Source organism: Planotetraspora kaengkrachanensis, from assembly GCF_016862895.1.
GTDB classification, from domain to species: Bacteria; Actinomycetota; Actinomycetes; order Streptosporangiales; family Streptosporangiaceae; genus Planotetraspora; species Planotetraspora kaengkrachanensis.
Genome location: NZ_BONV01000014.1, coordinates 170,128 through 195,050 on the forward strand (window position 1 = coordinate 170,128; position 24,923 = coordinate 195,050).

A 24,923-nucleotide genomic window follows, 5' to 3' on the forward strand; every position below is an offset into this window, starting at 1 on the left:
ACGTTTGGTCGCCGATCGTCCAGGATTGTCCGGCAGAAAGTCCAGCTCGTACGGCAAAGCCGAGACGAAACGCCCGCGGAGGAATAGACGGTGACCGAAACGTCAAGCAACCAGAGCACTGAGGGCGGCCCGCCTGGACGGATCGGCATCGGCCTGGAACTGGACGCCACGCATCTGAAGATCCTCGAAGTACTCCGGGAGAACGGGAGGATCTCCGTGGCGGCGCTCGCCGAGCGGGTCGGCATCTCGCGGGCCAACGCGTACACGCGCTTCGAGGCGCTGCGCGCCGACGGCGCGATCAGGAGGTTCACGGCCGAGATCGACCATACGCGCGCCGGGCTGGGCATCACCGCGCTGATCTTCGTGACCGTCCGGCAGCAGATGTGGCGTCAGTTCCGCGCCGAGCTGGCCAAGATGCCGGAGGTGGAGTACTGCGCCATCACCACGGGGCAGCACGACGCCATGATCCAGATCAGGGTGGCGGACGTCGCCGCGGTGCACAGCATGGTCACCGAACGCCTGGCCAACATCCCGGCGGTCAAGGCGACCGAGACGGTCTTCATCCTCGACGAGGTGATCCGGCGGCCCTACGTGCTGCCGAGCGACCGCGGCCCGGGCCGCCCTCCCCGCCGTCCGGCCCCGGCGCCCGCGCAGGATCCCGTCCCGCTCGGCAAACTCGGCTTCGTGGGCGCGGCGGAGGGCAGGGCCGGGCTCGGCAAGGAGTAGCGGCGCGTCACCGGAGCTCGGTGCAGACGCTGACGTGCGTCTCGCCGTCGCCGGCGAACTGGAACTCCTCGACCAGCCGCAGGCGGCCGTCGGGCAGGGCCTCGATGCGGCTGCTGCTCCGGCCGCTCGCCCGCTCGCCCGTCGTCAGCAGGTGGACGTACGACAGCTCGATCCGGTCGGCGTCCCTGGTGCCGACGAACCGGCCGTGCTCCACCGTGTCCCCGGCGTAACTGCCCCAGATGACCCCGTCGGCCTCCTCGTAGGCGAACTCGGTCGGCGCGTCGGGATCGACCGTGCTGGACGTGGAGCTGACCATGGCGAATCGGCGGCCGTTGAGGAGATCCTTGTCGTTCACGACTCCGCATCGTGCCGGACTCACGGACATCCGCAACCAGACCTGGACGTTTAGCTCACAATCACGCTTTACGCGTAGTTATCCGTCCAGGTGTAGCGGGTGATCAGGCGTGAGATCAGCGGCCGACCGTTTCGCTGAGCGCGGCCAGCGCGGCGCCGCGCGCGCCGGCCATGTCCAGGTCCTCCACGAGCGCCACGGTCGTGACCCGCCGCTGCTCCTCGCGCAGAAGCGTGTGCTCGCGCACCTTCTCGAGGAACCACTCGCGGAAATGCGGCGCGGCCTCGACCACGCCGCCTCCGACGAAGTACGCGTCCGGGTCGGTGAAGTTGGCCGCGATGGTGAACAGCCGCCCGATCGCCTTCGCCTGCTGCTCGAAGACCTTGAGCGCGAGCTCGTCGCCGTTCTCCGCGTAGCCGCGCAGCAGCTTGGCGGCCTTGCCGATCGGCTCGATCCGCGCCAGGTCGTGGTCGGGGAACCGGGACAGCCAGTAGGGCAGGAGGTTCTTCTCGATGCCGGTCAGCGAGGCGACGCTCTCGGCGTCGCCGGTGAACCCGCAGTTGCAGACCGGCAGCGGCTGGCCGTCCTCGAGCAGGCCGTGCAGCGGGATGTGGACGTGGCCGAGCTCGCCCGCCATGCCGGCGGCGCCCTTCACCACCTGCCCCGACTCGATGACGCCGCCGCCGAGCCCGGTGCCGACGATCGCGGAGACCGAGGAGTTGTCCCACGCGTCGTCGCCGAAACGGACGTGGTGCGTGTAGAGCGCGGCCGCGTTCCCGTCGTTGTTGTAGACGACCGGCAGGCCCAGCCGGGCCTCGAGCGCGCCCCGGAAGTCGTAGCCGTACCAGCCGGGATCGACGAAGTTCGTCGCGCCCTTCGAGGAGATCACCCCGTTCGCGCTCGCCGGCCCCGGAGTGTCCAGGCCGACGGCGCGGACCCGCTCGGCGGCCGTGCCGGTGACCTCGAGCACGTTCTGCATGGCGACGACGAGCTGCTCGACGGCGGTCTCCGGACCCTCGCGGACCAGGCTGGGCGTCTCGACCATGCGGTGGACAAGGAACCGCCCCGAGGCGTCCAGGATCGTCGCGTTGTTGCTGGTGCCGCCGTTGTCCAGGCCGACGACGACCCAGGACCCTGCATCTGCCATTGGGGGATTTCCTTCTGTCCGCGCTTGTGACAGTCGACACTACGAGAGATCGTGCGCCCAGCACACCCCGTGCTTCACCTCCGTCCCCCGCCTCATGAGGCTGACGTGTCCCGGTGGAGTGGCTTTACAGAAACAGTCTTGGGTTTCGCGATGCGATGTCCTCGCCAGGGACGCTGGACCGGTACATAGTGAATCCGTCTCCGGAATCCCCTGATTCGACCACTACCCCGGGTGGCGGCCATGGCTGTAGTAGGCACGTGGAACCTCGAGAACCTCTACCGTCCCGGCGGCGAGTTCGGCCCCCGGGACCCGGCGGCCTACGAGGCCAAGCTCAAGGCGCTGAGCGCGACGATCACCAGGATCTCTCCCGACGTGCTCGGCGTCGAAGAGGTCGGCGACCCGGCCGCCCTCGATGACCTGGTCTCCCTCCTGGACGGCGAGTGGCACGTCGCGCTCTCGCGGCATCCCGACGCCCGGGGCATCCGCGTCGGCTTCGTCAGCAGATTCCCCCTCCAGGTGCTGCACCAGATCACCGGTTTCTCCCACCCGCTCGCACCCGTCCAGGCGGACGACAACGGGGCCACCACCTTCCAGACCAGCAGGGGCGTGCTGGCCGTACGGGTGGAGCCGCGGCCCGGAACGGCGCTCGACATCGTGGTCTGCCACCTCAAGTCGAAGCTGTTGTCCTTCCCCGGCAAACGGTTCCAGCCGCGGGACGAGGGGGAGCGGGCCAGGTTCGGCGCGTACGCGCTGTACCGGCGCAGCGCCGAGGCCGTCACCGTGCGGGCCCTGGCCGACCGGCTGCTCGACCGGCAGGGGCACACGCGCGGCGTCATCGTGCTCGGCGACCTCAACGACGAACCCGAGGCGGCGACCACCCAGATCCTGCTCGGCCCGCCCGGCTCGGAGATCGGCACCGTGGGGGAGCGGCGGCCGGACAAGGGCGACGCGACCCGCCTGTGGAACCTCGCGCCGCTCATCCCCGAATCCGAGCGGCACTCCCGCGTCTACCACGGCCGGGGCGAGCTGATCGACCACATCCTGGTCAGCCGGGCCGTCCTGGACCGGGTCGAGTCGGTCAGGTCCGTGGTCGACCACGGGCTGCCGTCGGTCGGGGACGAGCCGGCGGCGCGAAGGGACGCGGCCGACTCCGACCACGCACCGGTCGTCGCCACGCTGTCGATCTGAGCCGAGCAAGTCTGGGACATGACGGTCTGGGCCGTCACGTTCTCAGCCGTCGCGCGGTCCGGGCGATCACGCGATCGTCTGCCACCAGGCGTCGACGGGCGGCAGGTCGTCAACGCTCACCCGCTCGCCCGGCCTGGGCACGGCGAGCCGGACGTCGCGCGCCTTCGCCTCCCGCCACAGCCGCTCGATCGGCTCGCTCCAGGCGTGGTAGGAGAGGTTGAACGTCCCCCAGTGCACAGGCAGCAGCACCCCCGCGCGCACGTCGAGGTGCGTGAGGATCGCCTCCTCCGGCGTCATGTGGATGTCCGGCCAGCCGGGGCTGTAGGCGCCGATCTGGACGAGGGACAGGTCGAAGGGGCCGTGCTCCTCGCCGATGGCCGCGTACCCGGCGAAGTAGCCGGAGTCGCCCGTGTAGAACACCCGCCTGCGCTCGCCCGCGACCACCCAGGACGCCCAGAGGGTCCGGTCACGGGTGAACACGCGGCCGGAGAAATGCTGCGCGGGGGTCGCGACGAAGCGCAGCCCCGCGACGACGGCCTCCTCGTTCCAGTCGAGCTCGATGATCCGCGACGCGGGCACCTTCCACCGCTGGAGATGGGCGCCGACCCCGAGCGGCACGAGGAACGGCGCGGATCCCGCCCGGGTGAGCGCCCTGACGGTCTCCAGATCGAGATGGTCGTAGTGGTCATGGGAGATCACGACGGCGTCGATCTCGGGCAGGTCGTCCAGGGGCACGGGGACGGGATGCAGCCGCCGGGGGCCGGCCAGCGGGGAGGGAGAGCAGCGGTCGCTCCACACCGGGTCGAACAGGACGCGCCTGCCCTCGATCTCCACCATCGCCGAGGAGTGGCCGTACCAGATGACGTCCAGGTCGCCGCCGGGCGCGCGGGACGGCGTCACGAGCGGCACGGGCAACCGGGGAGCGCGCGCCTGCTTCCCGAAGATCATCTCGCGGGCGACCCGGCTGACCGTGCCGGGCGGCAGGATCGGGCTCGGGTTGCCGTTCCTGAAAGCGCCGTCGCGGAACTGGGGCGACCGCTTCACCCGGCGGGCCCGCTCTCCGGAAGGCCGCGAGCCGAGGGCGGCGGGAATGCCGCGCAGGGCCCACCCGGCGGCGCCGAGTGCGACCGCTCCCGTGATCAGGGCCAGCTTCCGGCCGTGTCGACCTGCCATTGAACACTCTCCTTGCCGGGGGTGGCGCGGCGCCGGGATGGCGCGAATCGGGACGGATCGGGGGGTGGTGTGAGTCGGGGTGGGCGGGGAGCCGGGAGGCGCGCGCCGAGCACGCCGCAGATCAGCCTAGACAATCCCGGCCGTGGTCCGCGCACGCGTCCCCGCGCGGCGGCGCCCGCTCAGCCGAACTCAACCGAGGAACTCCTCCAGGGCGCGGCCGAGCGGACCGGGGTCCTCGCTCGGCACGCCGTGGTGCGAGACGCCGGGCAGGACCTCGGTGACGACATGGGGCAGAAGCCGGCGGGCGCCGGCCGCCACCTCGCGGACGTCGTGCGCCCTGCTCCGCCCGGCGAGCAGGACCAGCGCCGGCACGTCCGAGGCGCGCAACCGCTCAGAGGCGGGACGGCGCGGCATGACGACTTTGGAACGGGGGAACTCCGCTCCCAGGCACATCAGCCGCAGCCAGGCCGGATCGACCGCCGCGCCGCCGGTCTCCCAGTGGATGAAGGCGCGCATCCGATCGGCGTCCGGCCTGACGAACAGGGGGACGGAACGCAGGCGGTAGCTCAGGCGCAGGCCGGCGAAGCAGTCGGTCGGGTCGAGCAGCGTGAGCCTGCGCACCCGCTTCGGGGCGTGCAGGGCGTAGCCGAGTGCGAGCCACCCGCCGTAGGAGTGGCCGCAGAGGTCCGCCGCGTCCAGGTCCAGCCCGTTGAAGAGCCCGTCCAGCCAGTCCATCAGGTCGGCCTGGGTCGTGACGGGGCGGCCGTCGGCGACGCTGCGGCCCGCTTCGCCGATGGTGTCGACCGCGTACACGCGGCGGGTACGGCTCAGCAGCTCCACCTGGCCGAACCACACGGTCGACGTCGCGCCGCCGCCGTGCAGCAGGACGAGGGGCGGTCCTTCGCGTGGCCCGCACACGTTGACGTGGGTAGTGCCGTACGGAGAGCGGAGCCGTGCGGACTCGACGGGGACCGGCCACTGGGCCAGGACGGCGTCGTAGGCGGCGAGGTACTCGGCCGCTCCGTTCATGGTCGTGAACGGGTTCCGGAACGCGGGACTCGGTTCGGGATCCTCGGCCATCGTCACCCCGGCTCGTCGGCTGCCACGCCCGCCGGTGTGCGGTCGTGCCTTCGGTGAAGTGCGTGATCTACACAATCCCACATATCTCATATTTGGGACTGACTTCGCATAACCGCAATTCAGCGAGTGGCCCCGCAGCCCGGCCCGGCTCCCGGTGGGAGGCCCGGCCGCGTGCGTCCGATGTGGTCCGGCTATCTCTTCAGGACCCGGCGGACCTTGTCGGCGGCGCGGCTCAGCACGGACCGCTGTCCGGATGCCGCGGGCCTGGGTCGCGCGGGAGCCGTTGCCGGGTCGGCGACGGAGGCCTCCTCGTGCCGCACCACGGCGGCCCCGCCGTCCTCGGAGACCCCGACGACCAGCGGGAGCTTCGCGAACTTCGGCTTGCCCGAGGAGGGCAGGGACAGGTCCAGGCGCCACTGGGCGCCCGCCAGTTCGCTCATCGGAAGTTCGGCGGTGAGCACCGCGCCCGCGCCCTGACGCGCGTCCAGTCGGGCGGCGAGAGTCACCTTCCGCTTCGACGCGGGCGCGGCCAGCCTGAGTGTGGCCTCGCCCGCATCCTGGAGATGCAGAGGGAGGGGCACGGTGAGCCCGGCCTGGCCCGCCCGGACCGTCGCGTCGGCCTCGGTCAGGCCGGTGAGCTCGATGGGGAACCGCTTGGTCTTCTGGTCGACGTCCAGCGAGAGGTTGCCGTGCGGGGTCGTCCAGTACGGGAGCACCAGCCGCCACGGCGAGCCCACGAGAGCGCCGGTCCGCCCGCGTTCCGCGTCCTCGCCGCGGACCGAGCCGAGGCGCGTCTCCTTGGTCCAGCCGCAGGAGCTGATGCGGATCAGCACGTCCCAGATGCCCGCCCGAAGCTCGGCGCCGCCGGCCGCGGCCTGCGGGTCGACGAGTGCGGTGGCGCGCAGCACCTGCCGGGACATTCCGTCCCGTCCCTCCGCGGGGACCTTCACACGGGTCAGCTCGATCGGCTGGAAGAATTCCGCGGCCGTCTCGCGCTCCCGTACGACCAGGTCCACCTTGGACCGGCCCAGCGGCGCCGAGGTGTCGGCGCCCAGTCGCGCGACGGCCTCCATGGTGGACTCCGGCAGCGCCGGGTCGATCAGGTCCCTGTCGCCGTCGCCGCGGAAGGTGATCGGTTCGCCGCCGGACAGGTACTCGGCGCTGAAACCGATCTCCAGTTTCCCGTCCTTCCACGCGAGGCGCTCCAGGGTGCCGGAGGGCCTGATCCCGGCCTCCCACCGCGCGAACTCCTCCAGGTCGCCCAGCCGGTCGGCGGCGATCAACGCGGCGGCGATCTGCTGGGTGGGCTGCAGGCCCGCCGCGACGCCCGGGCCGAAACGCTCCACGACCACCTTGTGGATCTCGCGGAAGAGCTCCTGCCGGTAGTCCTCGGGAAGCTTGAGCAGGCGCTGCCCGCGCATCCGCTCGACCATCTCGTTGCGCAGCCAGCGGCGGTAGAGCCGGTCGCGCAGGGGGCCCGGCTCGGTGTACCGCTCCACGATGTCGAGGGCCTCACGGAGGTTGGTGAAGTACCCGACCGGGTCGAACCGCTGGAAGCCCGCGTTCGAGGCGTCGTCACGCCTGATGTGGTAGTAGCACAGGTAGTCGCTGAGGACCGCGATGTTCCCGGCCCGCAGGTACGCCTCGGTGACGAAGACGTGGTCCTCGAGCCGGCGGCGCCCCTCCTTGTACCGGAGGTCGCAGCGGTCCAGGAACTCCTTGCGGAACATCTTGTGCGGAGTGAGGCTGTCGATCAGCGGGGCGTTCTCCACGGTGGCGCGGGGACGGTTCTCACGGAAGAGCTCCAGCGGAACCGGGCGTCCCTTGCCCGCCATCTTGCCGACGATCACGTCGGCGTCGTGCTCGACGCCGTAGTCGTACATCCGCTCCAGGGCCTCGTCGCCCAGCCAGTCGTCGTTGTCGACGAACTGGATGAACTCCCCCTTCGCCGCCGCGATGCCGGTGTTGCGCGGTTTCCCCGACCAGCCGGACCCCTCCTGGTGGTGGATCACGTGCATGTGCGGGTGCTCGGCGGCGAGGCGGTCGAGGCGCGCGGGGGTCTCGTCGGTGGAGCCGTCGTCGACGAAGATGGCCTCGTACTCGTCGTCCGGGAGGCTCTGACGCAGGAGCGAGGCTATGCAGTCCTCGATGTACTCACCCGGGTTGTAGACCGGGATGACGACGCTCACCTTGATGGGCATGTCGTATGTCGCCTCAATCATCTGGTCGGGGGCCCCTGGCACAAGATCGCCCGGAGAGTCGTGCGGGACACGCTAGCGGGTGCCCGGTGATCTCCGCGATCGTCTGCGCGGACCGTCGCGGTCCCACGCCCGGGCCCGGGGTACGGCGAACCGCCCCCGGCGAGGGCTTCGGAGCGTGAAGCGGCACCCGGGCCGGCCGCCGGCGGGAGGGAACAGAGCGGCCGGGCTCCTTGGGGGAACCCGGCCGTGATGCATGCGGTGTCTCCGGAGTGTGCCGGCGTCAGCGGCGGGAGGACCCGGGGTCGGTGAGGCCCGCGCGCCGGAGGGCCTCGGCCATCGCGCCGCCGCCGGAGCCGCTGCCGCCGCCCGAGCCGCGTCCGGAGCGGTTGCCGGAGCCGCTGCCGCCGCCCGAGCCGCCTCCGGAGCGATTGCCGGAGCCCCGGTTCTGCCCGGTGCTCTGGCCGGCGTTCTGGCCGCCGTCCCTGCCCTGACGGCCCCGGCCCGCGCCCCGGTCCTGCTGGGGCCTCCCGTCCCGAGAGGGCCGTCCGCCCTGGCCCGCGGTCGCCTCGTCCTCGAGCCGGAGCGTGAGCGAGATGCGCTTGCGCGGGATGTCCACGTCGAGGACCTTCACCCGCACCACGTCGCCGGGCTTGACGACGTCACGGGGGTCCTTGACGAACGTGTTCGACATCGCCGACACGTGGACCAGCCCGTCCTGGTGCACGCCGATGTCGACGAAGGCGCCGAAGGCCGCGACGTTCGTGACGACGCCCTCCAGGATCATGCCGGAGGCCAGGTCGGAGATCTTCTCCACGCCGTCCTTGAAGGTCGCCGTCTTGAACGCGGGCCGGGGGTCGCGGCCCGGCTTCTCGAGCTCCTTCAGGATGTCGGTGACCGTGGGCAGGCCGAAGGTGTCGTCGACGAAGTCGGCCGGCTTGATCGAGCGCAGCGCGGCCGTGTTGCCGATGAGCGAGCGCAGGTCCCCCTGAGTGGCCTCCTGCATGCGCCGGACCACGGGATAGGCCTCCGGGTGCACGCTGGAGGCGTCGAGCGGGTCGTCGCCGTCCGGGATGCGCAGGAAGCCCGCGCACTGCTCGAACGCCTTGGGGCCCAGCCGCGGAACCTGCTTCAACGCGCTCCGCGAGCGGAACGGGCCGTTGGCGTCGCGGTGCGACACGATGTTCTCCGCCAGGCCGGAGCCGATTCCGGAGACGCGGGTGAGCAGCGGCACCGAGGCGGTGTTCAGGTCCACGCCCACGCCGTTCACACAGTCCTCGACCACGGCGTCGAGCGACCGGGAGAGCTTCACCTCGGACAGGTCGTGCTGGTACTGGCCGACGCCGATGGACTTCGGGTCGATCTTCACGAGCTCGGCCAGCGGGTCCTGCAGACGGCGCGCGATGGAGACCGCGCCGCGCAGCGACACGTCGAGGCCGGGCAGCTCCTGCGAGGCGTAGGCCGAGGCCGAGTAGACCGAGGCGCCCGCCTCCGAGACCACGACCTTGGTGAGCCCCGGCATGAGCTTGACCAGCTCCCCGGCGAGCTTGTCGGTCTCGCGCGACGCCGTGCCGTTGCCGATCGCGATCAGGTCGACCCCGTGCTCGGCGGCGAGCCGGCCGAGGACGGCGAGCGACTGGTCCCACTGCCGCTTCGGCTCGTGCGGGTAGATCGTCTCGGTGGCCACGACCTTGCCCGTCGCGTCGACCACGGCCACCTTCACACCCGTACGCAGACCCGGGTCGAGACCCATCGTCGCGCGGGTGCCCGCCGGGGCCGCGAGCAGCAGGTCGCGCAGGTTGGCGGCGAAGACGCGCACGGCCTCCTCCTCGGCGGCCTGCCACAGCCGGGTACGGAGGTCGATCCCGAGGTGGACCAGGATCCGCGTCCGCCAGGCCCAGCGGACGGTCTCCGCGAGCCACTTGTCCGCCGGGCGGCCCTGGTCGGAGATGCCGAACCGGGCGGCGACGCGCAGCTCGTAGCCGTTCGGCTCCTCCGCCTCGGGGTCGAGCGTCAGGGTGAGGATCTCCTCCTTCTCGCCCCGGAACATCGCGAGGATGCGGTGCGAGGGCAGTTTCGTGAACGGCTCGGAGAAGTCGAAGTAGTCGGAGAACTTGGCCCCGGCCTCCTCCTTGCCCTCCCTGACCTGCGCGACCATCCGGCCGCGTCCCCACATGCGCTCGCGCAGGCCGCCGATCAGGTCGGCGTCCTCGCCGAACCGCTCCACCAGGATGGCCCGGGCGCCCTCCAGTGCGGCCGCCGCGTCGGCGACGCCCTCCCCGACGTACGGCTCCGCCGTGGCGGCCGGGTCGAGCGTGGGGTCGGCGAGCAGGCCGTCGGCGAGCGGCTCCAGCCCCGCCTCCCTGGCGATCTGCGCCTTGGTCCGGCGCTTGGGCTTGTAGGGCAGGTAGATGTCCTCCAGCCGCGCCTTCGAGTCGGCCGCCATGATCTGCGCCTCGAGGGCGTCGTCGAGCTTGCCCTGCGAGCGGATCGACTCGATGATGGCCGCGCGCCGCTCCTCCAGCTCACGCAGGTAGCGCAGCCGCTCCTCGAGGGTGCGCAGCTGCGCGTCGTCGAGCATGCCGGTCGCTTCCTTGCGGTAGCGGGCGATGAACGGGACCGTCGCCCCGCCGTCGAGCAGGTCGACGGCCGCGGTCACCTGACTCTCGCGCACGCCGAGCTCCTCGGCGATCCGCTGCTGAATGGAGGTCGTCACGATCCTGATCCGCCTTCTTCCGGGAGGCACTCATTCTGCCGGATCGCGGAGGCGATCCCGCCGTCGCGGGCGAAGGCCGCATGACAAGGCCGTACGGCCCGGCAGAACGCGGCAGGCCGCGCGAATGGTCAGTATGGTCTCCCTGCCGCGATCGTGTCCCCCAGCCGAGGAGAGTGACCCGGATTGACGACATCCGCGCAGCGGGAGCGCCCCGGAGCCGTCCGCGCCTGGCTTCTTGAGGGCCTCCAGCGCGAACGCCGGGGCAACGGCCCGCACAAGGAGCATCCAGAGAAGCGGCACAGCTGGTGGCAGGTCATGTGCCTCACCGGAGTCGACTACTTCTCCACCTTGGGATACCAGCCCGGCATCGCGGCGGCCGCCGCCGGGGCGTTGTCGCCGATCGCCACGCTCCTGCTGGTGCTGCTCACGCTGTTCGGCGCCCTGCCCACCTACCGGGCCGTCGCCGGGCAGAGCCCCAACGGGATGGGCTCCATCGCGATGCTGGAGGGACTGCTGCCGCGCTGGTGGGGCAAGCTCTTCGTGCTCGTGCTGCTCGGGTTCGTGGCGACCGCGTTCATCTTCACCATCACCCTGTCCGCGTCGGACGCCACGGCGCACATCCTGCAGAACCCGTTCGTACCGGGATTCCTCAGCGGCCACGAGGTCGGCATCACGCTCGTGCTGATCGCGCTGCTCGGCGTCATCTTCCTGCGCGGCTTCAGCGAGGCGATCGGGCTCGCGGTCGTCCTGGTCGCGGTCTACCTCGCACTCAACGTGGTGGTCGTCGGGGTGGCCCTGGCGAAGGTCGTCTCTGAGCCGTCGCTGTTCCAGGGCTGGCAGAACGCGCTCACGGCCGACCACTCGAGCCCGGTGGCGATGGTCGCGATGTCCCTGCTGGTGCTGCCGAAGCTGGCGCTCGGCCTGTCCGGCTTCGAGACGGGCGTGGCCGTGATGCCGCAGATCGAGGGCGACCTGCGCGCCAGGATCGCCGGTGCGCGGCGGCTGCTCACCACCGCGGCGCTGATCATGAGCGTCTTCCTGCTCGCCAGCAGCGTCGCGACGACCATGCTGATCCCGGCGCAGGAGTTCGAGGAGGGCGGCAAGGCCGCGGGCCGGGCGCTCGCCTACCTGGCCCACGAGAACCTGGGCGACGCCTTCGGCACCGCCTACGACGTCAGCACGATCGCCATCCTCTGGTTCGCGGGCGCGTCCGCGATGACCGGGCTGCTGAACATCGTGCCCCGCTACCTGCCCAGGTACGGCATGGCCCCCGACTGGGCCCGCGCCGTCCGCCCCCTCGTGCTGGTGTTCACCGGCATCGCGTTCGGCATCACGATCCTGTTCGGCGCGCAGGTGGAGCCGCAGGGCGGCGCGTACGCCACGGGGGTGCTCGTGCTGATCCTCTCTGCGGCGGTGGCCGTCACGCTCACCGCCTTCCGTGCGGGCCGCACGGCCGCCGGCGCGGGCTTCGGCGTGATCTCCCTCGTCGTCGCCTACGCCGCGGTCGAGAACATCAGGGAGCGGCCCGACGGCCTGAGCATCGCGATCGGCTTCGTCGTGGCCATCGTCGTGAGCTCCCTGGTGTCCCGCGCCACCCGGTCGACGGAGTTGCGGGTCACCGAGGTGAGGCTGGACGAGGCCGCCCGCAGGATCGTCGCCGAGGCCCCCGGGCAGCTCCGCCTGATCGCCAACGAACCCGACGCCCGGGACACGGCCGAGTACGCCGAGAAGGACCGCGAGACCCGCGAGTACCACCACCTGCCGGAAGACGAGCCGATGATCTTCCTGGAGGTGACCCTCGGCGACGCGTCGGAGTTCGAGACGGACCTGCTCGTCAAGGGAGAGACGCGGCACGGCTACCAGGTGCTGAAAGTGGAGAGCCCCGCGGTGGCCAACACGATCGCGGCCATCCTGTTCCACCTCAGGGACCTGACGGGGAACCGGCCGCACGTCTACTTCCACTGGGCCGAGGGGAACCCGGTCGGCGCGTTGCTGCGCTACCTGGTCTTCGGCGGGGGAGACGTGCCGCCGCTGACCCGGGAGGTCATCAGGAAGGCGGAGCCCGACGTCGGGCTCCGCCCCCAGGTCCACGTGAGCTGATCCGCTCCGGCGAGCGGCCGGCCCGGTCGGACGGCCGGGGAGGCGGGCGCCTCCCCGGCCGCCCGGTCAGCTCAGGCCGTTCTTCATGGCCGTGATGAGCTCTCCGCCCGAGGTGTCACCACTGAGCTCCCAGAAGAAGGAGCCGCCGAGACCCTGGTTCTTCGCGTAGGTCATCTTGCCGCCGATGGTGCTCGGGGTGTCGTAGCTCCACCAGTTGCTTCCGCACTTGGCGTACGCCGTGCCCGCGATGGTGCCGGTCGACGGGCAGGTGTTCTTGAGGACCTTGTAGTCCTCGATGCCCGCCTCGTACGTGCCGGGAGCCGGGCCGGTCGCGCTGCCGCCCGGCGTGGCCTGGCTCACGCCGGTCCAGCCCCGGCCGTAGAAGCCGATGCCGAGCAGCAGTTTGCCCGCGGGCACACCCTGCGCCTTGAGCTTCTGGATGGCGGCGTCGGAGTTGAAGCCCGCCGCCGGGATTCCGGTGTAGGAGGTCAGGGGCGAGTGGGGAGCCGTCGGGCCCGTCGGCGCGAAGGCCCCGAAGTAGTCGTAGGTCATGACGTTGTACCAGTCGAGGTACTGCGCCGCGCCGCCGTAGTCCGCCGCGTCGATCTTGCCGCCGTTGCTGCCGTCAGCGGTGATGGCGGCGGTGACCAGGTAGTTGGACCCGAACCGGTTGCGCAGCGCCTGCATCAGGTTCCTGAACGCGGCCGGGCCGCTGCTGTCGCAGCTGAGGCCGCAGGCGTTCGGGTACTCCCAGTCGATGTCGATGCCGTCGAACACGTCGGCCCAGCGCGGGTCCTCGACCAGGTTGTAGCAGGAGTTCGCGAACGCCGTGGGGTTGGCCGCCGCCTGGGCGAAGCCGCCCGACCAGGTCCAGCCGCCGAACGACCAGAGGATCTTGAGGTTCGGGTGCAGGGCCTTCAGCTTGCGCAACTGGCCGAAGGAGCCGCGCAGCACGCCCGCGTCCCAGGTGTCGGCCTTGCCGTCCACGCTGTTCGCCGTGGTGTAGGCCATGTCGTAGTCGGCGTAGGAGTCGCCGATCGCGCACTGGCCGTTGGTCACGTTGCCGAAGGCGTAGTTGATGTGCGTGAGCTTGGCCGCCGAGCCGCTGGTCTCGATGTTCTTCACGAAGTACTGGCGCTGGTAGACGCCCCACTGGGCGAAGTAGCCGAGCAGCTTGCCGCCGCCCCCGCCTCCGCCGCCGGTCTGGGTGGTGCCCGTCACGGCGGTGCTCGCCGCTGAGGTGTTTCCGGCGGCGTCCTTGGCGCGGACGGTGTAGCTGTAGGCGGTGCCCGCCGACAGTCCGGTGTTGGTGTAGGTGGTGCCGGTCACGGTGGTGACGAGGGTGCCGCCGCGGTAGACGTCGTATGCGGTGACGCCGACGTTGTCGGTGGAGGCGTTCCACGCCAGGGAGACGCTGGAGGTGGTGGTGCCGGTGACCCGGAGGTTGCCGGGGACGCTGGGCGCGGTCGTGTCGCCGGCCCCGCCGCTGCCGCCCGTGACCGAGATCGCCGAGACGGTCGCGTAGTTGGCCCCGCCGTTCATGTTGAACTGCACGTTGAGCTGGCCGTCGCTGACTGTGGCGGTGAAGGTCCTGTCGCAGGCCGTCAGCGCCCCGCACGAGGCGAAGACGTCGAAGCCGGTGAGCACGGTCGTGTTCTCGGCGCGCACGTCGAACTTGCGCTGGCCGGGGCCGTTGGCCCAGTCCTCGACCATCTTCAGCGTCACCTGGTAGGTGCCGTTGGCCACGTCGAACTTGTAGCCGGTCCAGCCGCTGAAGAGCGTGTAGTTCTGGTACAGGGCGTCGTCGGTCGTGCCGGCGATCGCGCTGGGGGTCGAGCCCGACCCGTAGATCGTGTCATAACCCCAGTTGCCGCTGGAGTAGGCCTTGTCGGCTGCCCATGCGTTGCCCGAGCCGTCGGTGAGGGCCGGGCCGCCCGCGTTCGCGCGGATCGGGACGGCCACGGCCCCGTATGCGCTGGGCGCCGAGACGGCGATCGGCAGGAGCAGTGCCCCCATCGCCGCTAACAGTGTCGGAAGGATCCTGCGTTTCATAGGTGCTCCACGTCCAGGGGGCGGATGCGAGGGGAGGGTGCGGAGGACGCGTGCGCGAGGCCGGCCGGGGCCGCTCGCGTGGAATGTCTGGGCGCGGGGGATCGGAACGACGATGGGCGGCGACCGTGGCATGGCGCGGTTCCTGCCTGCTTGTTCGCGGGGAATTATTAGTAAGCTTTCCTGTTAATTTAAGGTGAACTTACCCACGGTCCGCACCAGCGTCAATATGCGAGAAAAGAGAAAAGACCACACGCCGAGGCCCCGGCGGGTCGACTCCCGCCGGGGCCTCGAAGGCGTGATCAGTGCCTGATCACCTGGCCGTACATCTCGACGCCGGTGAAGACGAGCAGCGAGATCGCCAGCAGGGCGTACGGCAGGAGCGGGGTGGCGTGCCGGTGGCCTGCGCCCTCGAGCGCGGTGGTGGGTACGGCGGTCGTGCGCACGGCGGTGATCTCCGCGTGGTGCGCCAGGTAGCCGGTGGGAAAGGTCGTCACGCTGCCGCATCCGCAGTGCGGGCAGACCATGCCCGACCAGGGAGGCTGGACCTGCGTGCCCTCTCGCGTCCAGATGACGACGTCGTTGCCGTGCCCGTCCGACTGGCGGCGCACGAGGTACTCCTCCTCCCAGACGCGCAGGCAGTGCAGGCACTCGAAAGGCCACGTCTCGTAGGTGCTGAACCCCTCCGGCACCCGGACCACCCCCTTGGTCGATGGGTCACCGCGTGATCTCATGCCCCACTGCCGAGATTGCGAAAGGCCCGTTTTCGAGTGTCGTCTTGTCATGGAATGACCCGCAAGGGGAGCGTCGGCCACGATACGTAATTATTAAGTCGCAAGTCGTAACTCTCGGTTATGTCAGTATCGTGAAGTACGTCACTGAGTCGCCGATTCTGCTGCTCTGCACGGTGTAATGGCAGGGGATGTGCGGAAACCGCCCTGTCGTGGGCGGTAGCGTCGGATCATGCGACTCGGAGTCCTGGACGTCGGTTCCAACACGGTGCACCTGCTGGTGATGGACGCGCACCAGGGCGCTCGCCCCATTCCCGCCTTCTCCCACAAGGAGGAGTTGCGGCTTGCCGAGCACCTCGTGGACGGCAACCGGCTCTCGGAGGAGGGCGCGGCACGACTGAGCGCGACGGTCGCGGACGCCCTGCGCATCGCGGAGGACAAGGGCGTGGAGGACCTGGTGGCCTTCGCCACCTCGGCGGTCCGCGAGGCCGTCAACGGTGAGGACGTCCTCAGCCGGATCGAGTCCGGCACGCCGCTCGGGATCCAGGTGCTCTCCGGGGACGACGAGGCGCGCCTGACCTTCCTGGCCGTCCGCCGGTGGTTCGGATGGTCGTCCGGCCGCCTGCTCGTCGTCGACATCGGCGGCGGTTCGCTGGAGATCGCCTCCGGGATCGACGAGGAGCCCGACGTGGCGGTGTCGCTCCCGCTCGGGGCGGGACGGCTGACCCGGGACTTCTTCACCTCGGACCCGCCGGCCCCCGAGGAGGTCCGCCTCCTGCGCCGCCATGCCCGGGCCGAGATCGCCCGCCAGGTCGGAGCCGTCACCCGGTACGGCAGGGCCGACCACGCCGTCGCCACGTCGAAGACCTTCCGCCAGCTCGCCAGGATCGCGGGCGCGGCCTCCTCGAACGAGGGCCCGTACGTCAGGCGCACGCTCTCGCACGGCGCCCTGTCGGAATGGACTACGCGGCTGGCCGCGATGCCCGCGGCAGAGCGGTCCAAGCTGCCCGGGGTGTCCGTCGGCAGGGCGCCGCAGCTCCTCGCGGGGGCGGTCGTCGCCGACGCCGCGATGGACCTGCTCGGCGTGCCCACGCTGGAGCTGTGCCCGTGGGCGCTGCGTGAGGGGATGATCCTGCGCCGCCTCGACGTCCTTCCTGGCGGCCGGCCGGGGGCCTCCGATCGGCGCGGTCTGGCGGTGTCCGGCGAGCAAAGGTATGAATCCCCTTAAATAGGGCACTCAGCCGCTGTAAAGCGATCTCGTGCGCCGCCCTGCGGGATCGCCAGGCCGACCTCGTGGGGGCGACGTATGGGGGAGCTGCTGGGAGCGATGATCTCCCTCGCGGCGCTGACGGTGCTCGTCGTGCTGGCGCTGCTGGCGATCTCGGCCGCGGTGCTGGTCGCGCTGGGCGCCCTGGCCGCCACCACCAGGCGGGAGCCGTACATGGGGGATCCGGTCGCCGTGGGACGGCGGCCCGCGGGCGGCGGCGTGGAGGCCGGGCCCGTCCGCCCGGACGGCATGGACGTACCCGAGTCCGCGGACGGGATGCGCGCACCCGGGCACGACGGGCTTCGCCCGGCGGAGCGCGACGGGGCTCGCGCGCCGGGGAGCCCGGATGACCGGCCGCGCCGGTGACGGTCCCGGCGCCGGGCGCGGGTGGTGCGCCGCGCCGGAGCCCGGCGGCCGGCCGAGTGAGGGAAGCAGGCGATCAGGTGGGGTCGCGCTCGCCGGAGAGGGCCTCGACCAGCTCGGTGAGGTGGGCGACCTGCGTCTCCAGCCCGCGGACACGGGCTTCCAACTCGATGAGCCGGGGGTTCTGGAATCCGTCGGCGATCTGCCTCGTCATCGTTCCTCCCGAGCGGCGCCGGGTGGGGGCCGGCGTGTGGTGCGCGCCTCACGTCGGCGACGTGTCACGGCGGGGACGTGGATTCCTATTCCCCTGAATATTCGGTGTTATCCCGCCATCGCACGCCGACTTCCCGTGCCCGCGGCGGGTTCGGAGAGGATGGGACGATGAAGGTCGTCGTCCTGTCGGACACCCATGCGCCGCGACACTGGAAGTCGTGCCCGTCCGCCGTGGCTGAGCACCTCCGCGGCGCCGACCTGATCCTGCACGCCGGAGACGTCTGCACGGCGGACGTGCTGGTCGAGCTCGCCGCGTACGCGCCCGTCCGGGCGGTGCTCGGCAACAACGACGGGCCGGACGTGGCCGCTTGGGGCGCGCCAGAGACCCTGGAGTTCGAGCTCGACGGCCTCCGCGTGGGGATGATCCACGACAGCGGCCCGGCCGCGGGCAGGACGGCCCGGATGCGCCGCCGGTTTCCCGCCGCCGACCTCGTCGTCTTCGGGCACTCGCACATCCCGATGGACCTGACGGGCGACGGAATCCGGATCTTCAACCCGGGTTCGCCCACCGATCGGCGCAGGCAGCCACAGGGCACCGTGGGCGTCCTCGGCATCGAGGACGGCCGTGTCGTCGAGGCGGTGATCTTCCCGGTGACATAGCCCTCACCAGGGAGGAAGGGGCACCACGGCGTGAGGCAAGATCTGCGGACGGGTCCCTGAGGGGTTACGCTCTCACGGTGACTGATGTTGAGGAGCCGCGGCACGAATGGCGAGTGCCTTGGCAGGTCACTGCTCTGAAGGCCGCCGGTGTCGCCGTCTGCGTGGGGCTGGCGCTCATCGGCGACCGCCGGCAACTCCTTCTGGCGGGCATCGCCGCCGTCGGGTTCGCCGTGCTGGTGCTCCGTGACCTCTTCGCGCCCGTACGGCTGGCCGTGGGCGACGACGGGCTGATCGTCGCCGGGCTCGCCGGCAAGGAGCGGATCTCCTGGAACGACGTCGACAGGATCCGGGTGGACAGCCGCCGCCGCTACGGGCTGACCACCGAGCTGCTCGAGATCGACGCGGGGGAGCAGATCCACCTGTTCAGCCGCTTCGATCTGGGCGAGTCGGTGTTCGACGTGGCCGAGACGCTGATGCGCCTGCGCCCGTGACGGGCCGGCCCGTGCGGGCGTGACCGCACGGCAACCCGATCGCAAGGCGGGGGCAAGCTCTTCCCCCTACCGTGCTGGCGTGGTCCAGAACCTCTTCTTCTCGCTCATGTTCGCAATCGCCGGAGCCGGTCTGCTCGTGGCCGGAGGCGTCATGGGGATCGGCTCGTACCGGTTCCTGCGCCGGGCCCAGCGGGCGGACGGTGAGGTCGTGAGGCTGCGGACCCGCCGGACCGGCCGCCGGGGACACCGTTCCCGCGTCTACTACCCGACCGTGCGGTACACGACCGTCTACGGCCAGCGCGTCGAGACGGAGGCGAACATCGGCACCGGACGCCCCGCCGCCATGCCGGGGGAGCGCGTCCCGATCCTGTACGACCCGGAGCGGCCGACCCGCATCCGGATCGACACCCCGGCGGGGCGGGGCGTCGTCGGCGGGGCGGTCTTCGCCGCGGTCGGCCTCGTCTTCTGCGCCGTCTCCGTCTACGTCAACGCCGTCTCGGCGTGAGCCCCGGCGCCCCGGCGGCCGATGCCCTCGGGGCCTCCGATGGTGCGAAGTGTCCGAGGGATTAAGAAATCGGACATACGGCCGTCTGGTGTGATTCAGCTCCGGCGACATCGCGATGACTAGCGTTCTGCGGGCTTCACCGCCGGGATCACCTCGGCGCGGGCACCTGAGGGGAACGCAATGGAGCTGAACAGAAGGCAGTTCATCGTGGCAGGCGGGACGGCGGTCGCCGCCGCCGGACTGCCCGTGGAGCAGGCGGCCGCCTCCGCCGGGCACACCACGGACCACGCGAAGAACGCGGCGCCGCGAGGCGAGTGGCTGGCCGGGGAGACCCACGCGCACGACGACCACTCGTCGGACGGCAGCCTCCCCCGTCAGACCTCCAAGCAGGCGCTGCCGGGAAACCTCCCCGTCGGCGACCAGATCGCCGAGGCCGAGCGGATGGGGCTCGACTTCCTGCCGCTGACCGACCACCGCACCTACGACCAGCACTGGGACCCCCAGTGGCGCTCGTCGAAGCTGCTCCTCCTCCCCGGTGAGGAGGCGAACGGCTCCCCGCACGCCACCGTCCTCGGAGCGGTCGACACGATCGTGGACGGGGCGAACCCGCCCGGGTCCCCGGCCTTCCGCCACGTCCAGCAGTCGATCTGGGACGCGCACGCCCAGGACGCGTCCTGGGGGACGGCCCACCCCGACGACGGCGAGTACACGCCGGCGGCCGGGCCCAACGAGAACGCCAGCGCCCAGGGCGTGAACACGGTCGAGGTCTGGAACGTCGCCTCCGACCCCGACGCGGAGATCGACTACGCGGAGAACCGCTGGAACAAGGGGTTCCGATTCGGCGCGGTCGCCGCGAGCGACTGCCACTTCCGCGAGGTGTGGGGGAAGGCGAGCCCCGGCCAGCCCACCACCTGGGTGTTCGCCGCCGAGCGTTCCGTACGTGCGATCCTCGACGCGCTCCGCGCCGGCCGCACCGCGGTCTCCGCGACTCCCCAGGGGGCGTTCGTCACGATCGAGGCCGACGTCGACGGCGACGGCGTGTTCGAGGCCATCGGGGGAGACGAGGTGATCGTCCGCGATCGCCGCCTGCCGAAGAAGGCCCGCCTGCGGGTGCGCATCCGCGGCGGCGCCGGGACCACGCTCCACGTCTACGCGTCCCCCGGCCGCTCCGCCGGTCCGCTGGCGACCTTCACCCCCACGTCGGCCGACCAGACGTACCTCGTGCCCTTCGCACTCAACGGCATCCTCAACGGCACCCACAACTGGTTCCGGGCCGAGGTCCGCGCGCCGGGAGACCCGTCAGGGGTCGAGGCCGACCCGACCCTCCCCGACCAGTTGCGCGCCGCGACCTCGCCGGTGTTCGTGTCGCTGCACGCGCCCGCCGCGCCGGCTCCCGAGATCGCTCTTCCGCCCGCGGAGACCCGCGACGACCACGCGGACCTGGTGCTCGGCGAGCCGGGCCGGTTCGCGGGCTTCGCCGACGTCGCGGGGCAGGGAACGGTCGCGCACGTCGTCGCCCAGGTCCACCGCGACCACCGGACCTCCGTCGTCTACCGCCGGGTGGAGCCGCACGGCCACGCCGAGCACACGATCGAACTGTCGGCCGGCTCGCCCGCCGCGTCCTCACCGAAGGTCGCGGCGTCCGGCGACGACGTCTGGGTCGTGTGGCAGGACTCGCGCGGGCAGGAGCGCCCGTACCGGTCGCAGATCTTCCTGCGCCACAGCCGCAACGGCGGGCGCTCGTTCGAACCTGCCGTACGCCTCACGGACACGCAGGGCCGGGCGATCCACCCGGCGGTCGCCGTGCTGGACGGGCGGCACGCCGTCGTCGCGTGGGCCGACAACGACGGAGGCGCGTTCGACGTCTACGCGCAGGTGATCGGAGTCGACCGCGCCCCGGTCAACCTGTCGGCCGCCGGCAAGGCCGTCTCGGCGGGGACGCCCGCCACGGACGCGAGGTCGCCGCGCCACCCCGCCTCCCTGTTCCCCGCGATCGCCGCGGGGAAGGACGGCGGGCTCGTCGTGACCTGGCAGGACAACCGGTTCGACCCCGATCCGCTCTGGACCGGCCACACCCCGCCGGCGGGCCAGCCTGCCGGGGGCGGCACCGACCCGGACAACTGGCAGATCGTGGCGAGCGTCCGGCCCGCCAAGGGGAAGAGCTGGACCGGGCCCGTGCAGGTCAGCGCCGCCACTGACGCCGCGGACCGGCACCCCGGCATCGCCGTGGACCGCGACGGCACGTTCGTGATCATGTGGGAGACCAAGAGGCTGCAGAGCTCGGGAGCGAACCTGTCACTGCGCGCCAGCCGGTCCTCCGACGGCGGCAGGACCTGGTCGGCGTCCGAGCCGGTCGGTGCGAACCCCGACGCGATGAGCCAGCGCCCCAGCCTGAGCCAGGGCCGGGACGGCTCGGTCCGCGCGGTCTGGTACGACACCCGTTCCGCCGACTGGCGGTGGAAGGTCTTCACCTCGCGGCTCGACCGGGCCACGGGCTGGACGGCGCCGGCGCAGCTCAGCACCCTCGGCAACGGTGCCTTCCCGTCCGCGGCCGACGGCTTCGTGGTCTTCACCAGCGACCGGCGGGCCACCCGCACCCAGCGGGACGGCACGCAGCAGATCTTCCTGCTGCGCGGCTGACCACCTGTCACCCGCCAGGACGGCGACCGCCGCCCGCACCGGGGCCGGATCCTCCGATTTCACAATCTGGAGACGGCCGCGGTGCGGGGGCTGGTCCAAGTCCGGCGTTTCGGGGCAGGGAGTAGGGCATGGGACGGCAACTCAGCGCCCTCGACGCGCAGTTTCTCAACTTCGAGACCGCCACGAACCTCGCGCACATCGCGGGGCTCAGCATCCTCGACCCGTCCACCGCGCCCGGGGGCGTGATCACCCGAGAGGATCTGATCGAGCTGCTGCGCGACCGGCTCCACCTCGCGCCGCCGCTGCGCCGCCGCCTGGTCGAGGTCCCGCTGGGGCTCGATCACCCCTACTGGGCCGAGGACGAGGAGGTCGACTTCGACTACCACGTCCGCGAGCTCGCGCTGGCGCCGCCCGGCAGCGACCACCAGCTCGCCGCCCAGGCGGCCCGGCTGCACAGCAGGCGGCTCGACCGGCGGCGCCCGCTCTGGGAGCTCTACCTGATCCACGGACTCGCGGACGGACGGGTGGCCGTCTACACCAAGGTCCACCACTCGGCCGTCGACGGTGTGACCGGCGCCGAGGTGCTGGCCGCACTCATGGACTTCACGCCGGAGCCGCGCGAGGTCGCGCCGCCGGACGGCCCGCCCGACGTGCCGGTCTGGCAGTCCGCGGAACGCGCCCCCGAACCCCTCGAGATGATCATCAGGGGTGTCGCGCGGATCCTGGACAACCCGCTGGCCCTGATGCGGTTCTTCGGCGAGGCCGTGTCGAGGCTCGACGAGGTCCCGATCATCTCCCAGATCCCCGGGGCCGGGCTGTTGTCGCGCCTGATCCGCGGAAGCGCCGGCCTGCCGGACCTGCCGCGGATGTCGGTGCCGCGCACGCCGTTCTCCGGACGGGTCTCCGAACACCGCAGGTTCGCGTTCGGTGCGCTCCCGCTGGAGGAGGTCAAGCACGTCAAGAACGCCTTCGGCGTCACCGTCAACGACGTCGTGATGGCGTTGTGCGCGACGGCCCTGAGGCGATGGCTGGACAAGCGCGACGAACTGCCCCGCCTGCCGCTGGTCGCGGGCATTCCCATCTCGACCCGGGGACAGCGGCCAGACGACTCCCTGGCCAACGAGGTCATGCTGGCGATGACGACCATCCCGACCGACGTGGCCGACCCGGAGGAACGCCTGAAGTCGGTCAACCAGTCCATGAAGCTCGTCAAGGACAGGTTCGCGGCCGCGCCCGCCACGTGGCTGCTGGAGTTCAGCCAGGCCATGCCGGCCGCGCTGAGCGCCCTCGCCAACCGTTCCGCCTTCCGCCTCGCCTCCCGTACGGCTCCCGCGATGAACCTGCTCATCTCCAATGTGCCGGGCCCCCAGTCGCCGCTCTACATCTGCGGCGGGCTGGTGCTGGCGCAGTACCCGATGTCGGTGATCACCGATGTCAGCGGCGGGATCAACATCACGGTGTTCTCCTACGACGGGCGGATCGATTTCGGCATCGTCGTTGACAGGGAGATGGTCCCCGACGTCTGGGACCTCATCGACTATCTGAGGGACGCCCTCGCCGAGCTCACCGAGCTGGCCGCGCGGCAGCGATAGCCGAACGCCGGGCCGTACGCGGGCCTCGAATCAGTGCGGCCGTCACGGTGGCGACGGACCCGTGGCGGCGTGCTCCCGGTCAGCTCGGGACGGCGAACGCGCTGCCCGTCGTCTCCTTGCCGGTGACGTGCCCGACGCAACGGAAGATCCGGGAACCCGCCGCGAACCGCGCCGCGCTCGGCGGCAGCACGTCGACCTCCCACCTGTCGGGTGTCAGCTCCGCCGCGGCGCCATGCCGCGATTTGAGCAGGGTGTCCATGGTGCACAGGCTCGCGACCGCGGGGTGCCTGGCCACCGTCTCCTGGTCGCTCGTGGTCAGCTCGAGGGGGAGGGGCGCGATGGCGTAGGTCTCCCAGGAGTGCGGGCCGTCACAGGGCGTCGCCCGTGCGGTCACGTCTCCGGCGGTCGACGTGAGGCCGTGCCAGCACTCGGGCTTGACGACGCACGCGGCCCCCACCACTCCCTGCACGGCGGAGGCCGGGCAGCCGGCGGTGGTGACGGGCACTTCGTAATTCGGCGGTGGCGGGCCTCCCGGCTGTCCCGGCGGCGGCCCCTGCCGGCCCGCGTCGGGCGGCGGCGGAGGACGGTCGAAGATCAGGACGCCGACGCCCGCGGCGATCAGGAGGGCGAACACCGCGGCCACGACCGCGAAGATCGTCGACTGACGCGAGCCGCCCGCCGTCAGCCCGGAAGGAACGGTGTGGGGCCTGCCAGCCTCGGAGAGCAGATCCGGACCTGTCGAGTGCGGGTCCGGGGACGGCCGCCCGGCCCCCGATCCGGTCACGGCGTGGAATGGTGCGGCAGGGCCCGCCGCCGGCGCCTGCCGTACGCCGGAGGACCCGGAGGACCCGGAGGACCCTGAAGACATGGACGAGCCGTCGACGTCCAGGGAGGCCAGCGCGTCGCGGAACTCGGCGGCCGTCTGGATGCGCTGCGCGGGATCGCTGGCCATGCCGTGCCGCAGCACGGCGGTGAGGGGGGCGGGCACGCCGGGGATCTCGGGGAGGGGCCGCCGATGCAACACCATGATCACCGCGAGGTTGACGACGCCGCCCTCGGGGAAGCGTGGCGGCCTGCCCTGCAGCAGCGCGAACAGGGTGGCGGCGAGCGCGTACACGTCCCCGGCCGGGGTGGGCTCGGTCAGCTCGAACGCCTCCGGAGGGGCGTACGCGGGGGTGAGCGACTCCCTCGTCACCGACAGCTCGCTCCGCGCCGGGTCGCCACCGGGCCTGGTGGCCAGCCCGAAGTCCGACAGCGCCACCATCCCGTAGGAGTTGATCAGGATGTTGGCCGGCTTGACGTCGCGGTGCAGGACTCCGGCGGCATGCGCGGCGGACAGGGCGTCGGCGATCTTGATGCCGATGTCGCGGACCTCGTGGACGCCCATCGGCCCGTTGCGCCTCAGCTGGTCGGCCAGCGATCCGCCGGGACACAGCTCCAGCACCATGTACGGCCGGCCGTCGGGGAGCATGCCCGCGTCGTGGATGCCGGCCACGTGGGGATGCCCCGACAGCGCGCCCGCCGCCGTGACCTCGCGCATGAAACGCCGCTGGTCGCGCTCCGACACCAGCACCCGGTTGTCGATCTTCAGGGCGACCTCGCGCCCCACGGCGAGCTGCCTGGCCCGGTAGACGACGCCGAACCCGCCCTGGCCGAGCACGCCGAGGACCTCGTACCCCGGCACCAGTGGCGCGCGCGTCTCGTCCACTTCCGCCGCCTCTCGCCCTGGGGG

20 protein-coding genes are annotated in these 24,923 nt (G+C 71.5%); 10 read left to right on the forward strand and 10 right to left on the reverse strand.

Annotated features, from left to right (window positions below; translation table 11 throughout):
- Positions 1-90: 90 nt before the first annotated feature.
- Positions 91-726 carry an Lrp/AsnC family transcriptional regulator gene (locus Pka01_RS17800; RefSeq protein ID WP_203883892.1) on the forward strand — a complete coding sequence of 212 codons (636 nt, stop codon included), beginning with the start codon at positions 91-93 and terminating at the stop codon, positions 724-726.
- A 7-nt stretch (positions 727-733) separates the two neighbouring features.
- Here the strand turns inward: Pka01_RS17800 and Pka01_RS17805 are convergent, their stop codons facing one another.
- Both Pka01_RS17805 and Pka01_RS17810 read right to left on the reverse strand, forming a co-directional pair.
- A complete protein-coding gene (locus Pka01_RS17805; RefSeq protein ID WP_239115083.1) occupies positions 734-1,081 on the reverse strand; it encodes an avidin-fold protein in 348 nt (115 codons plus the stop codon).
- A gap of 115 nt (positions 1,082-1,196) precedes the next feature.
- Positions 1,197-2,225 (reverse strand): ROK family protein, encoded by a 1,029-nt coding sequence (locus Pka01_RS17810; RefSeq protein WP_203883893.1) that lies wholly within the window; start codon positions 2,223-2,225, stop codon positions 1,197-1,199.
- 240 nt (positions 2,226-2,465) lie between these two features.
- Here Pka01_RS17810 and Pka01_RS17815 point away from each other — a divergent pair, with 240 nt between their 5' ends.
- Complete coding sequence (locus Pka01_RS17815; RefSeq protein ID WP_203883894.1) at positions 2,466-3,413, forward strand: endonuclease/exonuclease/phosphatase family protein; 948 nt, start codon at positions 2,466-2,468, stop codon at positions 3,411-3,413.
- Between the two features lie 66 nt (positions 3,414-3,479).
- On the opposite strand, the gene Pka01_RS17820 is transcribed toward Pka01_RS17815, so the two are convergent.
- From Pka01_RS17820 to Pka01_RS17835, 4 genes are all read right to left on the reverse strand, one after another.
- The gene (locus tag Pka01_RS17820; RefSeq protein WP_203883895.1) at positions 3,480-4,586 is read right to left on the reverse strand and encodes an MBL fold metallo-hydrolase; all 1,107 of its coding nucleotides are present in this window, start codon (positions 4,584-4,586) and stop codon (positions 3,480-3,482) included.
- A 189-nt stretch (positions 4,587-4,775) separates the two neighbouring features.
- Complete coding sequence (locus tag Pka01_RS17825) at positions 4,776-5,666, reverse strand: alpha/beta fold hydrolase (protein WP_239115089.1); 891 nt, start codon at positions 5,664-5,666, stop codon at positions 4,776-4,778.
- Positions 5,667-5,857: 191 nt separating this feature from the next.
- Positions 5,858-7,888: a glycosyltransferase family 2 protein gene (locus Pka01_RS17830; protein WP_203883897.1), complete on the reverse strand. Its 2,031-nt coding sequence runs from the start codon at positions 7,886-7,888 to the stop codon at positions 5,858-5,860.
- Positions 7,889-8,147: 259 nt separating this feature from the next.
- Positions 8,148-10,580, reverse strand: coding sequence for a Tex family protein (locus tag Pka01_RS17835; RefSeq protein WP_203883898.1), 2,433 nt, complete (start codon positions 10,578-10,580; stop codon positions 8,148-8,150).
- 183 nt (positions 10,581-10,763) lie between these two features.
- Between Pka01_RS17835 and Pka01_RS17840 the strand changes: the two genes are divergently transcribed.
- The gene (locus tag Pka01_RS17840) at positions 10,764-12,680 is read left to right on the forward strand and encodes an APC family permease (protein WP_203883899.1); all 1,917 of its coding nucleotides are present in this window, start codon (positions 10,764-10,766) and stop codon (positions 12,678-12,680) included.
- 66 nt (positions 12,681-12,746) lie between these two features.
- Here the strand turns inward: Pka01_RS17840 and Pka01_RS17845 are convergent, their stop codons facing one another.
- Positions 12,747-14,696, reverse strand: a complete 1,950-nt coding sequence (locus tag Pka01_RS17845; RefSeq protein ID WP_239115084.1) for a glycosyl hydrolase family 18 protein — start codon at positions 14,694-14,696, stop codon at positions 12,747-12,749.
- Positions 14,697-15,031: 335 nt separating this feature from the next.
- Complete coding sequence (locus Pka01_RS17850) at positions 15,032-15,463, reverse strand: hypothetical protein (protein WP_203883901.1); 432 nt, start codon at positions 15,461-15,463, stop codon at positions 15,032-15,034.
- Positions 15,464-15,692: 229 nt separating this feature from the next.
- On the opposite strand from Pka01_RS17850, the gene Pka01_RS17855 reads away from it, so the two are divergent.
- Both Pka01_RS17855 and Pka01_RS17860 read left to right on the forward strand, forming a co-directional pair.
- A complete protein-coding gene (locus Pka01_RS17855) occupies positions 15,693-16,688 on the forward strand; it encodes a Ppx/GppA family phosphatase (RefSeq protein WP_203883902.1) in 996 nt (331 codons plus the stop codon).
- A gap of 78 nt (positions 16,689-16,766) precedes the next feature.
- Positions 16,767-17,093 carry a hypothetical protein gene (locus Pka01_RS17860; RefSeq protein ID WP_203883903.1) on the forward strand — a complete coding sequence of 109 codons (327 nt, stop codon included), beginning with the start codon at positions 16,767-16,769 and terminating at the stop codon, positions 17,091-17,093.
- Positions 17,094-17,166: 73 nt separating this feature from the next.
- Here Pka01_RS17860 and Pka01_RS17865 read toward each other — a convergent pair whose 3' ends face one another.
- Positions 17,167-17,304 carry a hypothetical protein gene (locus tag Pka01_RS17865; RefSeq protein ID WP_203883904.1) on the reverse strand — a complete coding sequence of 46 codons (138 nt, stop codon included), beginning with the start codon at positions 17,302-17,304 and terminating at the stop codon, positions 17,167-17,169.
- 167 nt (positions 17,305-17,471) lie between these two features.
- On the opposite strand from Pka01_RS17865, the gene Pka01_RS17870 reads away from it, so the two are divergent.
- The 5 genes from Pka01_RS17870 to Pka01_RS17890 all read left to right on the forward strand — a co-directional run bounded on the left by Pka01_RS17870 (position 17,472) and on the right by Pka01_RS17890 (position 23,191).
- Positions 17,472-17,963 carry a metallophosphoesterase family protein gene (locus Pka01_RS17870; protein ID WP_203883905.1) on the forward strand — a complete coding sequence of 164 codons (492 nt, stop codon included), beginning with the start codon at positions 17,472-17,474 and terminating at the stop codon, positions 17,961-17,963.
- A 77-nt stretch (positions 17,964-18,040) separates the two neighbouring features.
- Positions 18,041-18,454 carry a PH domain-containing protein gene (locus tag Pka01_RS17875; protein ID WP_203883906.1) on the forward strand — a complete coding sequence of 138 codons (414 nt, stop codon included), beginning with the start codon at positions 18,041-18,043 and terminating at the stop codon, positions 18,452-18,454.
- 79 nt (positions 18,455-18,533) lie between these two features.
- Positions 18,534-18,959: a DUF3592 domain-containing protein gene (locus Pka01_RS17880; RefSeq protein ID WP_203883907.1), complete on the forward strand. Its 426-nt coding sequence runs from the start codon at positions 18,534-18,536 to the stop codon at positions 18,957-18,959.
- 180 nt (positions 18,960-19,139) lie between these two features.
- Entirely contained in the window at positions 19,140-21,599 is a 2,460-nt protein-coding gene (locus Pka01_RS17885; RefSeq protein ID WP_203883908.1) for a CehA/McbA family metallohydrolase, read from the forward strand.
- Positions 21,600-21,727: 128 nt separating this feature from the next.
- Positions 21,728-23,191, forward strand: coding sequence for a WS/DGAT/MGAT family O-acyltransferase (locus Pka01_RS17890; RefSeq protein WP_203883909.1), 1,464 nt, complete (start codon positions 21,728-21,730; stop codon positions 23,189-23,191).
- Between the two features lie 79 nt (positions 23,192-23,270).
- Here Pka01_RS17890 and Pka01_RS17895 read toward each other — a convergent pair whose 3' ends face one another.
- On the reverse strand, positions 23,271-24,899 hold the full coding sequence (locus Pka01_RS17895; protein WP_203883910.1) for a serine/threonine-protein kinase: 1,629 nt from the start codon (positions 24,897-24,899) through the stop codon (positions 23,271-23,273).
- Between the last annotated feature and the right edge of the window lie 24 nt (positions 24,900-24,923).

Excerpts from the sequence above, each read along its gene's own strand:
- Pka01_RS17810 (WP_203883893.1), bottom strand. The coding sequence starts at position 2,225 with ATGGCAGATGCAGGGTCCTGGGTCGTCGTCGGCCTGGACAACGGCGGC.
- Pka01_RS17815 (WP_203883894.1), top strand. The coding sequence starts at position 2,466 with ATGGCTGTAGTAGGCACGTGGAACCTCGAGAACCTCTACCGTCCCGGC.
- Pka01_RS17820 (WP_203883895.1), bottom strand. The coding sequence starts at position 4,586 with ATGGCAGGTCGACACGGCCGGAAGCTGGCCCTGATCACGGGAGCGGTC.
- Pka01_RS17825 (WP_239115089.1), bottom strand. The coding sequence starts at position 5,666 with ATGGCCGAGGATCCCGAACCGAGTCCCGCGTTCCGGAACCCGTTCACG.
- Pka01_RS17830 (WP_203883897.1), bottom strand. The coding sequence starts at position 7,888 with ATGATTGAGGCGACATACGACATGCCCATCAAGGTGAGCGTCGTCATC.
- Pka01_RS17845 (WP_239115084.1), bottom strand. The coding sequence starts at position 14,696 with ATGGGGGCACTGCTCCTGCCGATCGCCGTCTCGGCGCCCAGCGCATAC.
- Pka01_RS17850 (WP_203883901.1), bottom strand. The coding sequence starts at position 15,463 with ATGAGATCACGCGGTGACCCATCGACCAAGGGGGTGGTCCGGGTGCCG.
- Pka01_RS17855 (WP_203883902.1), top strand. The coding sequence starts at position 15,693 with ATGCGACTCGGAGTCCTGGACGTCGGTTCCAACACGGTGCACCTGCTG.
- Pka01_RS17860 (WP_203883903.1), top strand. The coding sequence starts at position 16,767 with ATGGGGGAGCTGCTGGGAGCGATGATCTCCCTCGCGGCGCTGACGGTG.
- Pka01_RS17865 (WP_203883904.1), bottom strand. The coding sequence starts at position 17,304 with ATGACGAGGCAGATCGCCGACGGATTCCAGAACCCCCGGCTCATCGAG.
- Pka01_RS17870 (WP_203883905.1), top strand. The coding sequence starts at position 17,472 with ATGAAGGTCGTCGTCCTGTCGGACACCCATGCGCCGCGACACTGGAAG.
- Pka01_RS17885 (WP_203883908.1), top strand. The coding sequence starts at position 19,140 with ATGGAGCTGAACAGAAGGCAGTTCATCGTGGCAGGCGGGACGGCGGTC.
- Pka01_RS17890 (WP_203883909.1), top strand. The coding sequence starts at position 21,728 with ATGGGACGGCAACTCAGCGCCCTCGACGCGCAGTTTCTCAACTTCGAG.